Below are 15,869 nucleotides of genomic sequence, written 5' to 3' on the forward strand. Positions count from 1 at the left end.
ATAGTTGTGTAAAATATAAATGTGTGCGATATTGGTGGTCTGAGTTGATACGCTCTGTATTGATACTAACTTTCAGGAGATGAAGTGATGGAAAACAGTATTTATGACATTCCGCTAAAAAAGATTAATGGCGAAGAGGTTAACCTGGAGCAATATAAAGGGAAGGTTCTGCTTATCGTAAATACAGCGAGCAAATGCGGTTTCACGCCTCAATTCGAAGGCTTGGAAAAGCTGTATAACGAGTATGTTGATAGGGGCTTGGTGATACTCGGGTTTCCATCGAATCAGTTCTTACATCAAGACCCTGGTAGCAATGAAGAGATAAGTGAATTCTGTTCTTTAAACTATGGCGTCACGTTCCCCATGTTTGCCAAGATTGACGTAAACGGTGACGCGACACACCCTCTGTATGAGAACCTAAAAAAATCGGCCAAAGGCGTTATGGGGTCTGAGAAAATTAAGTGGAACTTCACCAAGTTTCTGGTTGATAAAAATGGGAATGTGGTTAAACGCTTCCCGCCCACAACGGAGCCTTCCAAATTGGTTCCTACCATCGAGAAATTACTGGATCAATAACAGTTGCAACGACTCGGTAAGCTTGCTCGTATATTTCTGAGCAGGTGATAGGATAACGAAAGCAGGGAACCTTCTCCTGCTTTTGTCTTTTATAAACCGCTAAATGTTCGCTTGATAGAAAACTATGAACAAACCCAGTGAAACCGATCAGGAAGACCCACTTAAGCTCGATAATCAATTGTGCTTCTTGCTCTATACTGCCTCACGGAAGATGACGTCTGCCTATCGTCCTTTATTAGCCGAATTGAATATAACTTATCCTCAATACCTTGTAATGTTGGTACTATGGGAGTCTATTGGCTCGCCATCAAACGACAGCGCAAAAAACACGTTGATAGAGCAGGGAGTCAAGGTAGGCTTGTTATCTGAAAAACTAAGCTTGGATAGCGGTACACTGACGCCGCTTTTAAAACGGCTAGAAAAGCAAGGACTGATAACAAGGCGAAGAGACTCAAACGATGAACGTGTAGTCAGAATCGGGTTAACAGATGAAGGCGCCTGCTTGAAACAGAGGGCGAGCAAGGTACCGCAAGCTCTTTTATGTAATAGTGGGTTGAGCAAGGATGATTTTTCAGTAATCTACTCCGAACTGCATGCGGTTCTTAAAAAAATACCGGGCTTGATTTGAAACGGTGCGCTTTAGAGCAGAGAACTGGCTAGAATAGGGGGCAGGCTAGAATACTTAAACTTAGCCGGCCCTAAAAATTATCTTAAAGGTTATACATGAACCTAAAAAACAGTAGCGAATCAACAAAACATGACTTTACTAAAAAGAATAAAGTTTCGGTTTGGGTGTCCAGGCAGCCTTATGAAGACATTCCTGATTCTTATTTTGAAGAGCGGTTTAGCAAGAATAATACGCGGGCGTCAAACGATTGGTCAGATAATTATCGTATAACGTATTTTAAACCCGAAAATATGGAAACCAATGGGGCAGAAAAAGGGACTGTTTTTGTTAAAAAAGCGGCTGGCCAATGTTCATTTTCTCAATCTTATATTGATACACTCATGAGCAAGGCAAAGAAAAAGGACATTGATGAAATTACCTGGATTATCTTATTATTTGACTACGAATATAGCCCTAAAGTGTCAGGTGTTGCTAAAGACGGGGTTACTACATTTTTAGGTGCTTTCACATATGATGATGAGGCCGAAAACCTTTATGAGGTTAAGTAACTTTTATGCAAACATCGGTAAATGATTGTTTGGCTAACGTGGGCTGTATATGGTTATTCGCATGAAACAAATGAGCGGTGAAGGTAGTAAATGAGTTTAAAAGCATACGAACTAGGCCCCTTAATTGTTTTTGCTCCAAACGGGGTGACTGCAAAATCTTTTGCCGCACCTAAAATAAGGCCAAGTAGCGAATGGGCACAAGCAGTTTCTGACTGGGTCGCATTAATGGCAACTCGAAGAAGCGACCTCGATTATTTGTTAGACCCTGAGCGAACAGAACCTTATATTCACGAGGCTGAATAGCGCAGCAAGGCAGTATTGATAGATCGTTCAGCCATGTAGAATTGGCGTTAATTAGCATTGAGACCTGCCGAGTAGTGCTTGTCTCTTATAAATATTCCGGTCGATAGGTTTATTATGTTGAATTTTTATCCGGGTAACCGAATGGAAGACCTGGTAACGCTGCTAAGCCGTCTATTGGAAGTGCCTACAGAAAACCCATTGTCTGAAGATATTATTCTTGTTCAGAACCATGGCATGCATCATTGGCTTTCGCTGGAGCTGGCGAGCCGAAGAGGCATCGTAATGAATGCACGCTTCCCTCTGCCAGGAAATTTTTTCTGGCACCTGATTAACACGATTTTGTCTGATGACGATGTTCCCGATGCCTCGCCCTACAGTCGTGAGGTACTTATTTGGGCTATTTATGAGGTGTTGGGCGCTGACTCATTTTTTAATAATGACCTGTGTAAAGAGGCTAAAGAATACTGGTTTAAGGCGTCTGACAGCTCGCCGGATCAGCTTAAAAGGTTTCAGCTTGCGCGCGAGCTAGCTGATCTTTTTGAACAATATTTAATATATCGACCAGAGTGGATTGAGTTATGGCAATCCAGTGCAACAGAGTCCCAAGGCAAAACGCCCCCTAAGTCGGTTGCAAGCCACTGGCAAGGTGTGTTGTGGAGCGAACTCCGGCAGCGGTTAGGTGAGCCCCCTCTAACGCTGATTAAAAAAGCGCTGGCTAGAATGCCTGTTAGTCAGTCTGATATTCCAAAGCGTTTATTTATCTTCGGCATTAACGCACTACCTCCCATTTGGATGGATTTTATTAAATCCATGTCTGCGTTCTCAGATATTCATTTTTTTATGTTAAACCCTTCCGATGAATATTGGGGCGACTTGAGAACCGAAAAAGCGATTATCCGAGAAAGAGCAAAGTGGGTCGAGCGAGGGCAGCCTTTACCCTCGATTGCAGATGAAATTGGTAACCCGTTACTGGCCAACCTTGGCCAGCAGGGACAAGAATGTTTAAAACTGTTATGTGATAGGGTTGATTCAGAAATACCGCTGTTTTACAGCGCCGGAAGAGATACGCTATTGCATAAAGTTCAGGATGATATTCTTACCTTGAGCGATAGGCGAGACAACCCTGAAGAGAGCCGTATTGGCAGTGCTGAAAACACCGATCACGCACGAAGCTCAGACAACAGTATTACAGTCGCCTCAGCCCATAGCGCACTGCGCGAAATTCAGGCGTTACATGATTGGTTGTTAATGCAGTTCGAGCTTGATGATTCGCTGACGCCAAAAGATGTATTGGTAATGAGTCCTCAGGTTGAAAACTATGCCCCCTATATTGACTCGGTTTTCAAACGTGGCCGCTTTATTGATGATGACGCTGATCCGCAGCTTCCTTGCTCTATTGCTGATCGCAAACTCAGCGATTTGGAGCCCTTGATTCAAGCGTTTTTGGAATTGCTGACGTTACCAGACAGTCGTTTTCAGGTCAGCCAAATCTTAGGTTATCTGAGACTTCCCGCTGTTCAACGAAAGTTTGGGTTAGACAACTCAGATGTCGAGCTGTTTACTCACTGGCTTTCGGTCGCTTCAATTCATTGGGGGCTAGATAGTCAGCATAAAGCAAGTGTTTCCGGGGCATCAAAATCAAGCGAACGATTTACCTGGAAACAAGGCCTTAATCGTTTATTACTGGGGTTTGCTCAGGCAGACAGCGAGCAAATCTATTTAGACGATCATGGTGAGCCTTTACTTGCACTACCCTGGGTTGAGGGGGAAAGTGCTGAGAAGCTTGGTAAATTAATGGGGCTGATTGAAGCACTTCAGTTTTACTCAAAACAGCTGCTAGTAGAGCGAACACCTCTAAGTTGGCAGCATTTCCTCACTGAATTAGTTGAAAGCATTTTTGATGAAGAGGGCGAAGACTCAAATGGCTATCAAATATTATTGAATGCTATTGGCTCGCTAGCCGAGCACACCACTACAGCAGGGTTTGATGAAACAATACCACTTTCAGTTGTTTTGTCTTATTTAAGCAACTGCTTTAGCCAGCCTCAGCAAGGGCAAAGTTTTATGACTGGGCAAATTACGTTTTGCTCCATGATTCCAATGCGTAGCGTTCCTTTCAGAGTTATTGCCGTTTTAGGCTTAAACGATGGTGATCTTCCCCGCCAGCGGCAGCCAATGGGGTTTGATCTGTTAGCGGCATCCCCCCCCAGGCTTGGAGATCGCTCTCGACGAGGCGATGACAGATATCTGTTTTTGGAAGCGTTGATTTCAGCCCGAGACAAGCTCTATTTAAGTTATCAGGGTAGTGATATTAAAAACAATCAGGAACGCCAACCGTCACTATTAGTAAAAGAGCTTACGGACTATCTTGATTCGGCATATGGCTGGTGTTCGGGGCGCCAAATCAAGCAACATCCGTTACAACCATTTAGCAAGCGCAACTACATAGAGCCATTCTTTGGGTTTAATCGTCGTTGGCTCTCGCTGGGAATAGAGGCGGACACCAGGGATAACGCTATTGAATTAAGTGCAGCGCAAGCTAACTCAGATAATCCCTCGGTAGAAGGTGGCTCAGATGCCTTGAACCAACCGATAGAGCTTGATATAGAAAAGTTAGTCGCTTTTTTTGACCATCCGTCGAAAGCTTTCGGTATTGAGCGCTTGAAACTGTTCTTTAATCAGGGCTCTCAGGAAATACCGGAAGATACGGAACCGTTCACGTCCAACTATCTTGATCGGTATATTATTCAATCAGAACTGATTGCCAGCCACATTAATGGCGAGGATTCTGCGTTGCGCCTTCAGCATGAAGTTCTTAGGGGGGCTCTACCTGACTCTCCGCGCACAGAGATTGAGCTCGATGCATGGAAAGAGCAGGCAGACGTGTTTTCAGAAGCGCTAATCAACCTCATTGACAAACCTATCGAGAAAAAAGCGTTCTCAGTGGCCATTGGAGGTTATATCGTTACGGGCTCTTGTTGGATTAGCGGTAATACTATGGTGTTTTGGCGTCCCGCAGATCCAAAAGGAAAAGACCTTGTCCGCATGTGGCTATACCACAATGTTGTATCGTTAGCTGCTTCAGGAAATGAGTTTGATTTTATTGAATCGACTAAGGGTGTGTTTCGTGATCAGAAAAAAGAAGGGTACAAAATTCTCGAGTTTGGGTCAGTGGCGTCGCCAGTAGATGAGGTTAAAAAATGGCTCAAGTGCATGGAAGAGGGGATGAACTCGCCGAAGCTGATTAATGCCGAGATCGCGAACAAGGTATTTGACAAAACTCGCGCAGGGAAAGAGTTCACCAGGCAGGATTTTGAAGCGTTGTGGTGCGATAACTTCAGCCAGCGAGGGTTGGTGTTTGACCCGTATATTGACTGGTTCTGGCAAACCATGCCCGATTGGCCTGGCCGGTGGCATGAAGAAATTGTAGATCTGTACAGTGACCTCTTTAGCTCGTTGCGGGGGCAGGCGCAATGAGCCAAGCCAATATTCAAAAATTAGATGCTCATTCAATACCTTTGTATGGTACACACTTGATCGAGGCGAGTGCAGGAACAGGTAAAACGTTCAATATTACCCGTATCTATCTCAGGCTACTCTTGCTGCGAAAACTTAAGGTACAAAACATACTCGTCGTTACCTTCACCAAAGCGGCCACTGAAGAGCTGAAGGGGCGAATTGACTCAGAGTTGAGAGATACCTTGGCTCTCTGGGGGCAACGAGAGAGTAGCGATGAGTTCTATCGTTCAATAGAAGAACAGGTTTCTGCAGAGCAAGCCGGTAGCATTTTGCGTACAGCAATTGGTGACCTTGATGAAGCTTCGATATTTACCATTCATGGGTTTTGTAAGCGGGTTTTATCGCAGCATGCCTTTGAAAGCGGCCTTCCTTTTGACTTGGAAATGGAAATTAACAGCTATGAGATCAAGCTGGATGCCGTAAGGGATTGGTACCGTAGCCTTAACCCTGACGACTATCTTGATATCACTGAGTACTGGCTTACGCCTGAAATTTTTACTGATGTCTTTCGTTCATTACTAGGTACAGAGCAGGCATTGGAATGCAATAGCCCCGGGAAAGTAATAGAAGCGTTTAAACGTTTAAAAAACGAAGCTAAACAGGCGCTTGCATCTGAGCAGGCGTTAGTATTTCAAGAGCTGATAAATAGCCATAAAGATAGCCTGCAAAGAACCGAAGAATATAACGACTTAATTGAGTGGCTGGCAAGCGACGAATTGGGGCCTATGCCAAAGCGTGCAGCATCCGTTTTTGATGGAAAGCGTTACGCTAGAAAAGCACCCGCTGTAAAAGAGCCACTTAATAGCGCGTTTACCCCGTTAAAAGAGTTGAAACAAGCGGCTGCTAAAATTGAGGGGAACATTCATCGTGCCAAGGTCGATGAAATGGTCAAAAGTGGCATTGCAGATATTAGTAAAAGAATCATCGAAAGAAAGAAGTTGGCAGCGTCGATGGATTTTGACGACTTGGTATCCTCACTTTCGGCAGGACTTAGTGATCATGATGGAAAAGCGCTAGCCGCTCAGCTTATTAACCAATACCCCGTGGCACTGGTGGATGAATTTCAAGATACGGACCCCGCTCAGTACGCTATCTTCGATAAAATTTACTGCAATCCTGAAATTAATACTGATGAACCATCAGCGCTTTATATGATTGGTGATCCGAAACAAGCTATTTATGGCTTTAGAGGGGGGGACGTCTTTGCCTACTTGACGGCGCGTGATCAAGCCGATGTGCAATGGTTTATGGATACCAACTGGCGCTCGTCTTCAAAAATGATCGAAGCCTACAATCGCTTATTTTGGGGGCAGACAATGGGTGAGGCCGATGACCATTCAGGCATCGAACAGACAACTCATGTATTCAGGTACGGAATTGGTTATAGCCCCGTTAAGTCAGCCCCCGTTGCAGATAGTAAACCTATTTCAAAGATATTTGAGAAGGCAATGAAATACGTTTACTTTCCCGAGCATGAAGATTACGGGAAAGGCACAAACAACCAGCAGTTTAGGTCGGTAATTGCAGATTGGTGTGCAGGAGAAATCCAACAGCTGCTGGCTGGTCAACCTTTAACGGACAATGTATTACAGCAAGACCAGTCTGCTGTGAGGTCTGTCGAAGAAAAAGATATTGCCGTTTTGGTTAGAGATCGAATTGAAGCAGAAGAGATTCAGCTGGCACTTTCAAAGCGTGGCTGCTCTGCAGTTTATCTAAGTAATCGGGAAAATGTATTTTTGAGCATTGAAGCTTCGGAATTGCTGACGGTGCTTTTGGGAATTCTAATGGTCGAGGATGACCGAATGCTGACAGCCGCATTGGCAACCCGTTTATGCGGTTTTAATAGTCAGCAATTGTTGAGATTGCAAGAAGATGAAGGTTTTTGGGAGGATTGCCGCCTTCGATTTGTTGATTTGCGGAATAGTTGGGCTCGTAAAGGGTTGATGGCCAGCTTATTCAACTTAATGCATAACAGCTTTAAACCCGACCCTCAACGTCATGAACGATCTCTGACCAATACGATGCATCTCCTGGAGCTGCTCCAGAACGCAAGCCAGCGATACCGGCAACCATGGGAGTTAATAAACTGGTTTAGAGAAAAAATTGATGCCCCCACGCCAGACAGTGAGTCGGAATTGAGGCTTGAGAGTGATGAGAACTTAATTCAAATCATCACGCTTCATGGTTCAAAAGGGCTTGAATACCCAGTCGTTTTTGTCCCTTTCGCTACAAGAGCTAAGGGGTCAAGTAAGGTAAAACCTGCATTTATTACTTATCATGATGTGCAGACAAGGCAAGCAAAGACATTTATTGGACACGACCCGGCAATATACGCGCTGTCAGAAAGCGAGCGTGAAGCAGAAGATGTCAGGTTGCTGTATGTTGCAGTTACCAGAGCTAAGTACGCATGCTATATCGGCGCAACCCCGTTTTCAGACTACTATCGATCTCCGCTTGGGCTTATGCTGGGCCTCGGTAAAGATGATGATCTGCTGGCGTCTCTTTCCCAGTTGATTGCAGATACGCCGCAAAGTGCACAACTGCTAGTGATTGATGATCACTCAGTTGAGCCAGCGTTAACCCGAAATCAGCTTGACGAGGCAGTAGGCAAGCAAGCTGATCGATCCGTAGTGGTTCAAAAACTAAATCATGAAATAGAGAATGATTGGTGGATAAGTTCGTTCTCAGCCTTAACACGGAATGTAAGGCACGGTGTGATGGCAGAGCCTGATCGAGACAATACGGAATTGTCCGCAGCGGCGGAAACTGATAGTAAACTGGCGCTGCGCTTTGCTCTCAAAAAAGGGGCAGCCGCTGGCAACTTATTGCATGACGTATTAGAAGTCTTAGATTTCCAAAACCCCGCTTGGTCAGACGCGTTGACTAAACCACTGGTGCGATTTGGGGAGCTGTGTGAAAGCGAAGAGGGCGAGTTAACTGCATGGCTGAGCGAATGCCTTGAGGCAAAGCTATCACCCGGACTTGCTCTTAATATGTTGCCCATAGAAAAAACACTTAGAGAAGTGGAGTTTTATTTCCCAGTCGAGCATGCTTCAAGAGTGGAGCTTGGTGCCATCTTAAAAGAGCATCGGGAGTCTTCCTCGTTTCCTCTACTGCCTGAAGGGCCACAGCTAAGAGGCATGATGCATGGGTTCATTGACCTTGTTTTCGAATGGGAAGGTAAGTACTACGTTGCCGATTACAAGTCTACATTCCTTGGCGACAATCTAGATGACTACATAGAACAAAACCTGACGATCAATATTCAAGATAATTATTATGACCTGCAGTACCTGATTTATAGTCTGGCGCTGCACCGCTATTTGAAGCTGAAAATAGATAATTACACGCCTGAGACCCACTTTGGTGGGGTTTATTATCTCTATCTAAGAGGTATGAGCTGTTCCAGCAATACTGGGGTCTATTATTCACCTATTGGCTCAACACTGTTAGATCGCATGGAGCGGCTGTTTGAAAAGACCGGCGCAGATAAGCACAAAGAGGTGACAGATGCATAGCCGGTACGCTGATTTTGTGAGGGGTTATCCTGGCATTAAAGAGATCGATTACTTTTTGGCCCGCTCTGTTGTGTCTGCCCTTAATCGAGAAGGCGATACACTACTGTTTTTCTCGGTTGTTGCCTGCAGTGAATCCTTAAGAGAAGGGCATAGCTGCTTGCAGCTTAATGACTGGGCTGGCTCGAGACACTGGTACAACGAGGCAGGTGACGACGAAACAAGCGGTTATACCTTCCCTGAGTTATTAGCGTGGCAGCAGCACCTATGCACAGCATCCATTTCTCCGGCATCAGCTCACCCTATCGTGTACGAAAACGCTCGTTTATATCTTCGACGCTATTGGCAGTTTGAAGATGAATTATCAAATGCCATTAAAGGCTTTAGTCAGTCGCTTATATATGACACAACCAAAGCTAATGCTATTTTGTCAGCGCTATTTAGTCAGGGCAATCAAAAAGATACCGAAATTGATTGGCAGAAAGTAAGTGCCGCCAACGCGATAGGTAAACAGTTCAGTATCGTAACTGGCGGGCCTGGAACGGGCAAAACGACAACGGTAACCAAGTTATTAATTGCGTTGTGCGAAGTCTATGATGAGCCATTCTCAATTAAAATGGTTGCGCCCACAGGCAAGGCCGCTCAACGGTTAACTGAGTCTATTGCTAATGCAAAAGCATTGCTTAAGCCCGATCATGATCTACCAGAGAGTACTTGGTCATCAATCCCGGATGAAGCAATGACAATCCATCGATTGTTAGGCGTAATCCCGCATCACCATCAGTTTCGTTTCAATGAAAGCAACAGGCTCAAGCTCGATATTTTACTGGTAGATGAGGCGTCGATGGTTGACTTACCTCTTATGGCGCGTTTGTTCCGCGCGCTACCTGATCACGCTAGGGTTATCTTGTTGGGAGACTCGAATCAGCTCCCTTCTGTCGCGGCCGGCAGTGTATTGGCAGATATAGCGCCAAGCCCTCATCCTGGCTACAGCGAGCGCAACGCTGAGAGTCTGGAGCAGTTAACGGGTTACCCCGTACCTGTTGCTAAATCCGAGGCCATAGATTGCCTGACCCACCTGTCGCGAAGTTATCGTTTTAAGGATAGTGGCGGAATAGGGCAGTTGGCTAAAAGCGTTATTGGAGGCGATGTAGATAGCAGTTGGACGCTACTGAATGGCGACGATAGTGAGGTAAGACTGAGCCAGGAGACTAACTTTAGCTGCTGGTTAAGACAACTCACAGAGCAATTCTACTCAAATATCGCCCAAAGTAGCGATGTGGCCGTGGCACTGGAACAGTTTTCATCTTTCAGGTTGCTGGCAGCCACTCGTGTAGGGGATAGAGGCGTCGATGCTATTAATGCTGAAATTGATCGAGTTATTAAGCGCCAACTAGGTATTCCTCTGTCTAAACGGTTTTACCACGGTTGCCCGATAATGATTACCCAAAACAACTATGAAACCGGTGTATTCAATGGCGATATTGGGATGATATGGCGCCATGAAGATAGGCTTCAGGCCGCTTTTCCAGGAATGGGAGCTGAGATACGATGGCTTAGTTTAAGCAGGCTTCCATCTTTTGAATTGGTTTATGCAATGACAATTCATAAAACACAAGGCTCTGAATTCGACCATGTTGCAATAGCGATGCCCCACCAGCACCTACCAATACTAAGTCGTGAGCTAATTTATACGGGGCTAACGAGAGCTAAGAGTGCACTGGAAATAAATTGCCAAAAAAGCGTGTGGGGCAAAACCGTAAAACGAAGAGTCAGTCGAAACTCAGGCTTGTTCGATAAGCTCTATCGAGATGTCGTACAGATTAGCCTTATTTGATAACGCTCCTTCCGGCCGTATTGGGCTGAAAACTGGAATGAGCCGTTGTTGCTTTCAGATTTTCAATATGGGGCCAACTATTCAGAGTTTGTTATGAAAACGTTTTTGAGACGGCTAGCAATTCTAGACTATTTGCGATCTTCCAGGGCCTATAGGTCAACAGACGAAATACTTAACCACCTTGTTAATAGCGACTATCTGGAGGATGAAAGTGATAGGGGGGCATATCTAGGCCAATCAGAGCGCAGCCTTTCTGCGCAACGAAGAACAGTGCAGAGAGATCTGAATTTCCTTTACGGAACAAGTAATGTGCTGAATCTGGAAGGCGATAATGATTTTGGTCTTGAGGCACTGCGCGGTGAGGGTAAAAGCCTTATGTGGTCGATAGACCCATACTCGGGACTCTCTTATGATTTTGAAAAAATGCCTACTTATTTGGCTCTCTCGTTTTCTATGACACAAAAGCATCTATCTGCTGTCATGCCAAGCAATACATTGAGCGAAATGGAGCGGTTCTTTCAAAATGCTGACACTAAGCTGCAAAAAGAAGCGTCGAGAATTTCACCTCAACAGTTTGGACGACTTAAGGACTCGGTTGAGTTTTACCAAAGAGGTCAGCGGTTACAAGCGGCGAATTATGACATAAACACACTGGATACGGTGTACCGTGCCATATTGAAGGGGAAACAGTTAAGAATATCCTATAGAGGTAAGACTTATCAGGTTCATCCTTTTGGCGTTGTTATTTTGTTACCCAAGCTCTATCTAGTCGCAAAAAAGAATGAAGATATCGAAAAAACGGACAGTTACAGGCATTTTCTCATTCATAAGATAGACGACATCGAGGTCATAAGCTTTTCGTCAAATATTCCAGAAACGTTTAGTTTAAGCGCTTATCTCGATGAAGGGCGTATGGATGTTTATGTAAATCAGACTGATCAGCGAGAATACAAATTGGTACTTCAACTGAGTACCGATAACGGGAGTAACTTAATAACAGATTTATCTGAAAACCCTATTAGTGGCGATCAGGTACTGCTTGATCGTGGAGAAGGCTGCTACGAATTGACCGCGACGGTGAAACGGACTGTTCAGCTTAAAAACTGGATAATGGCGTTAGGGCGTGTGGCAACCATTGTGTCCCCTGATGTTATCAGAAACGATATCTTTTCAGAGCTACAGGCATTGTTGAGCAATTACAGCGAAGATACTGGCTAAAGATAACACCAAGAAGTAACAACAAGGGTTACTGTGGGGACATTAGTTGTACAGCACTATGATAGAGCTTTGTGTGATCAACAATATCCTGTTTGTTACTTTTACTCAGTTCTGAAAAGTGGACGCACAACTCAGTAAGCTGCTCTGCCTCATTTTCATCCATGCTGTTTAATAGTGATGTTAGTTTTTCATTGATGTGTGGATTCATCTGCCTAACCTTATATTTAGTTTTTAGTTATCGCAATATTTATATCATAAATAGTGCTTATTTTTTAACAAAAAAAAATAACTGCTACATTGGTGTAGCAAAATCGAATTTTAAAATCAAAATGCTACATTGGTGTAGCAGTCCCGTTTTACTAATTCCTGGAAATATGAGAAAAAGCACTCTTAATGAAGTGCGGGTATAAGAACAATAATGAACTATACAACTCAATTCCCTGTGATTAAAAAAGACTTTGCCGTTCGGCTTAGAGAGGCACGGGAAAAGAACAACCGGAAATTATCTAAAATGCATGTTGCTCGTTTAATCGAGGTCGACAGGAACACCATTGCCCGTTGGGAAGATCCTGAAGATAAAGCTCTCCCGAATGACCTGATAAAGTTCAACAAGTTGTGTGAGCTGCTTGGTGTTTCACCTCAATACTTAATGAACGGGACAAAAGAGTGGGAGCTAACCGTTGCTCCAGAGCACCGGGAGTTCATTAAGCTTTTCTATACTCGATACAGGTTAAACTCTGATTATCTGTATTTCATTAAGTACTCTATGATTTTGAGGGATGAGGTCATCGAAGCGCAGAATATTCTATGGCAAGAAAGCCGAAGGCAGTTTAAAGATATATTTATTAATGAGGCGCGCCGAGAGAAGCAGTTGTTGCTCGAAGAGCAAAAGCGGAGAGAAGAGGAAGAGGCTGAGAATAGACTTGATGACGAGGAGGTGGATGCTGAGTCTGAGACTTAACGGCTCCTCTTTTACACGGCTGAAATCGGTTTGTGAATTTTAGTCCAGTAGTTAACCAACCCTGTTAATTGATCAGCGCTCTCCAAAAATTGATTTTCTTTCACTACGTATGAGTTTGCGCCGAGTGAGTACGCTTCGGCTACCAGGCAAGGCTCGTCACACGACGAAAACATTACAACAGGTGTCATCAGCAACTCTTTTTGTGATCGAACCTGCCTCAAAATGTCGATACCGTTAAGCTTGGGTAGCTTTACATCAAGAATAATTAAGGTCGGTTTTTTCTTTGGCATTGACAGGTAATTGTATGCCTCTTCACCATCTGAAAAGCTGGTTATCTTTCCATTAAATCCACTGTTTTTAAGCTCTCTAATGGTTAGGAGCTCATCATCCGGGTTATCTTCAACCAAAATAATATGAGTATGTTTTCCTATTGCCATAGTGCCTACCGTTAGTAAATAAAAGGAACTAGTTATCAATAATACATATTGTAAAACAATTAAGAGCCAGTATTGCAGCAAAAATGTTGTTTTTTGTTGTCTGGAGTCAGTTAAATACCAAGTTGAATCGATATTGTGATTGTGCTGATACCCAAGTACCATTGTTAGTTTGTCGGCGCCAGTAAGTGAAGTAGATAAAAAGGCTGGACTGGGTTCGCTTGTCAAACTGAGCCACATTTTAATTTACGTATTCTGTGTAGTTAGGATAAAAACCAAGCTATATTTACTATAAAGCGATTAATATGTGGGTTTGCCCCGAATCTTGGATTTGAGGTGTGCCACAGATTAGCCGTTCATTAACTCGAATTATTTGAAAATAACCTTATGTCAGATGAAAGGCGCCAAAAACCTCGACTACCCTGGATAAAATTTAACTCCAAAGTGAAAGTTCGCCGAGGGCTTTTTTCTAGTGAATGGATTGAGATTGTCCCGTTTGATTATAGTAAATACGGGATGGGGATACAGACAGATGAAATCTTCGAGCTTAAAGAGACTGTCAATCTGTCTATTTCTCTAGAGATGGAAGTTGGGGTTGTTCAGATCGATTTAATACCCGGTATTGTGCGCTACAGAGAGAAACATCATAGCCGCTTTGATTATGGAATAGAGTTTGATTACGCCTCAAAAATCATTGCAAGAGGAACTGTAAGGTCAGATCTTGAGCATATTGAACAAGTGCTGACTAAGCATGAACAGATGAAAGCCCGTCTTGAAGATATGTAACGTTTGAGGTTTTTGTCTTGAATTTAAAACACTTGCTAACCGTTTTGTCTCTGTTAGTGCTACTCGCTTTCGTTATTTCAGTTCCTCGTTTACTTAAGTCACCCTCAGAAATTGAAGGTGAACGCGTAAGTAATGTTGATTGCGACTTGAACATGGGAGATTGTCAGTACCTGTCTTCAATATACGGGGATATTACCGTTGCCGTTTCACCCAGTGACCTTCCAGTACTCAAACCACTTAACGTTTCTTTAATATCCAGTAGCCAGAAAATCAGTAAAGCGATCATTAGCCTGGACGGACGAGATATGTATATGGGAGTCAACAAGGCTTTTCTTAAACGATCAACCCAGGATAGTTGGGATGGAGTTATAACTATCCCGGTTTGTACTATCGATGACGAGATGGTTTGGTTATTCTCTATAACGCTTCATGGGGCGGAGCCTGAGCGTCTGGTCTTTACTATTAAATCAACACACCCACAGAAATGATATGAAATACAAAATTATTGTGGCTATGCTTATGCTCGCTATATTGGTAGCGGGTGTTTGGAGTGGCCTGAAAGTATACAAGCCGGAAACCCAAGATCCAGCCGCACTTAAAGCAAACTTTTTGAAAGGAGGGGACTTTCAAGTCAAGAGGGCGAACTCGGTTTTCAAACTTTCAGATTTAAGTGGCCAAGTCGTTTTGTTATATTTTGGCTTCACATCCTGCCCTGATGTGTGCCCAACAGGTCTTTCGACTATAAAATCAGCGCTTTCTGAGCTCGGCGATGACGCTGATGATATCAAGGTGTTGTTTGTTTCTGTTGACCCAGCGAATGATACCGATACTCGACTTAAGGAGTACTTACCATTTTTTGATAGTAGAATTATTGGTTTAAGTGCCACTGAGGCTGAGCTTAAGACGATAGCAGAGCAATATGGGGTCTACTATAAAAAGGTAACCATGTCAGATTCTACTCTGGGCTATACAATAGAGCATTCAGCAAACTTCTTTCTAATCGACAAAGAGGGGGCGCTCGCCTACGTAGTGGATCATGGTGTTAATGGAAAAACGCTTACCAAAATGATTCAGAAGCTTAATTAAGCAATTCTATAACCTTTATACTGTGAGATATTCACTGTTCTTTGTTATTTTAACCGTGTAACATTATTTCACATTTGTTATATCAAGCGTTCGCTGAGCTATATAGCGCCGCTCGCTTGTCGTTTATTATGAAGTGCGGAGTTAGGGTAATGGATTATACGGAGAGTCTTAGAGGTGTGCTTGTTAGAAAAATTAATAAAGCCGAACGAGATCTTCAACAGTTAAAGCTCGATTACTGTCGCTTTGTGTATGGTATATCTCACCGTTCAAAGGTGTCGTGTAACGACTCTGTCTACTTGGTAAAAGCGGTTGACCTGGACTCAATGGTAAGAAATGAAGCAGGGGAGTGGAGCAAGCCTCAGGTCTCTGGTGTTTTGCTCGATAGCAATGAAAAACCTGTTGGAAAGGACGTTATACAGATAGGTAAACGCTGGGAGCTTGTCGCCTAAGCCCGCTAC

The 15,869-nt window shown here is 43.8% G+C and carries 15 protein-coding genes; 13 read left to right on the forward strand and 2 right to left on the reverse strand.

Annotated elements, in window-relative coordinates:
- Positions 1-87 precede the first annotated feature (87 nt).
- The 8 genes from MY523_RS06815 to MY523_RS06850 all read left to right on the forward strand — a co-directional run bounded on the left by MY523_RS06815 (position 88) and on the right by MY523_RS06850 (position 12,144).
- Entirely contained in the window at positions 88-576 is a 489-nt protein-coding gene (locus tag MY523_RS06815) for a glutathione peroxidase (protein ID WP_250658041.1), read from the forward strand.
- A 124-nt stretch (positions 577-700) separates the two neighbouring features.
- Positions 701-1,204 (forward strand): MarR family winged helix-turn-helix transcriptional regulator, encoded by a 504-nt coding sequence (locus MY523_RS06820; RefSeq protein WP_250658042.1) that lies wholly within the window; start codon positions 701-703, stop codon positions 1,202-1,204.
- Between the two features lie 95 nt (positions 1,205-1,299).
- A complete protein-coding gene (locus tag MY523_RS06825) occupies positions 1,300-1,752 on the forward strand; it encodes an immunity 22 family protein (RefSeq protein WP_250658043.1) in 453 nt (150 codons plus the stop codon).
- A gap of 90 nt (positions 1,753-1,842) precedes the next feature.
- Entirely contained in the window at positions 1,843-2,055 is a 213-nt protein-coding gene (locus tag MY523_RS06830; protein WP_250658044.1) for a hypothetical protein, read from the forward strand.
- Between the two features lie 114 nt (positions 2,056-2,169).
- Positions 2,170-5,532 (forward strand): exodeoxyribonuclease V subunit gamma, encoded by a 3,363-nt coding sequence (recC, locus tag MY523_RS06835; RefSeq protein WP_250658045.1) that lies wholly within the window; start codon positions 2,170-2,172, stop codon positions 5,530-5,532.
- Positions 5,529-9,092, forward strand: coding sequence for an exodeoxyribonuclease V subunit beta (recB, locus tag MY523_RS06840; RefSeq protein ID WP_250658046.1), 3,564 nt, complete (start codon positions 5,529-5,531; stop codon positions 9,090-9,092). Before recC ends, recB begins: the two co-directional genes overlap by 4 nt.
- Positions 9,085-10,926: an exodeoxyribonuclease V subunit alpha gene (recD, locus tag MY523_RS06845; protein WP_250658047.1), complete on the forward strand. Its 1,842-nt coding sequence runs from the start codon at positions 9,085-9,087 to the stop codon at positions 10,924-10,926. Before recB ends, recD begins: the two co-directional genes overlap by 8 nt.
- Positions 10,927-11,019: 93 nt before the next feature.
- The gene (locus MY523_RS06850) at positions 11,020-12,144 is read left to right on the forward strand and encodes a helix-turn-helix transcriptional regulator (RefSeq protein ID WP_250658048.1); all 1,125 of its coding nucleotides are present in this window, start codon (positions 11,020-11,022) and stop codon (positions 12,142-12,144) included.
- Between the two features lie 28 nt (positions 12,145-12,172).
- Here the strand turns inward: MY523_RS06850 and MY523_RS06855 are convergent, their stop codons facing one another.
- A complete protein-coding gene (locus MY523_RS06855; protein WP_250658049.1) occupies positions 12,173-12,352 on the reverse strand; it encodes a hypothetical protein in 180 nt (59 codons plus the stop codon).
- 210 nt (positions 12,353-12,562) lie between these two features.
- Here MY523_RS06855 and MY523_RS06860 point away from each other — a divergent pair, with 210 nt between their 5' ends.
- Positions 12,563-13,105, forward strand: coding sequence for a helix-turn-helix domain-containing protein (locus MY523_RS06860; RefSeq protein WP_250658050.1), 543 nt, complete (start codon positions 12,563-12,565; stop codon positions 13,103-13,105).
- A gap of 11 nt (positions 13,106-13,116) precedes the next feature.
- Here MY523_RS06860 and MY523_RS06865 read toward each other — a convergent pair whose 3' ends face one another.
- The gene (locus tag MY523_RS06865) at positions 13,117-13,542 is read right to left on the reverse strand and encodes a response regulator (protein WP_250658051.1); all 426 of its coding nucleotides are present in this window, start codon (positions 13,540-13,542) and stop codon (positions 13,117-13,119) included.
- A 384-nt stretch (positions 13,543-13,926) separates the two neighbouring features.
- On the opposite strand from MY523_RS06865, the gene MY523_RS06870 reads away from it, so the two are divergent.
- From MY523_RS06870 to MY523_RS06885, 4 genes are all read left to right on the forward strand, one after another.
- On the forward strand, positions 13,927-14,325 hold the full coding sequence (locus MY523_RS06870) for a PilZ domain-containing protein (RefSeq protein ID WP_250658052.1): 399 nt from the start codon (positions 13,927-13,929) through the stop codon (positions 14,323-14,325).
- Positions 14,326-14,342: 17 nt separating this feature from the next.
- Complete coding sequence (locus tag MY523_RS06875) at positions 14,343-14,813, forward strand: hypothetical protein (RefSeq protein WP_250658053.1); 471 nt, start codon at positions 14,343-14,345, stop codon at positions 14,811-14,813.
- A gap of 1 nt (position 14,814) precedes the next feature.
- Positions 14,815-15,411, forward strand: coding sequence for an SCO family protein (locus MY523_RS06880; protein ID WP_250658054.1), 597 nt, complete (start codon positions 14,815-14,817; stop codon positions 15,409-15,411).
- A 149-nt stretch (positions 15,412-15,560) separates the two neighbouring features.
- Entirely contained in the window at positions 15,561-15,860 is a 300-nt protein-coding gene (locus MY523_RS06885; RefSeq protein ID WP_250658055.1) for a hypothetical protein, read from the forward strand.
- Positions 15,861-15,869 lie beyond the last annotated feature (9 nt).

The sequence above is a fragment of the Alkalimarinus coralli genome (assembly GCF_023650515.1).
GTDB lineage: Bacteria > Pseudomonadota > Gammaproteobacteria > Pseudomonadales > Oleiphilaceae > Alkalimarinus > Alkalimarinus coralli.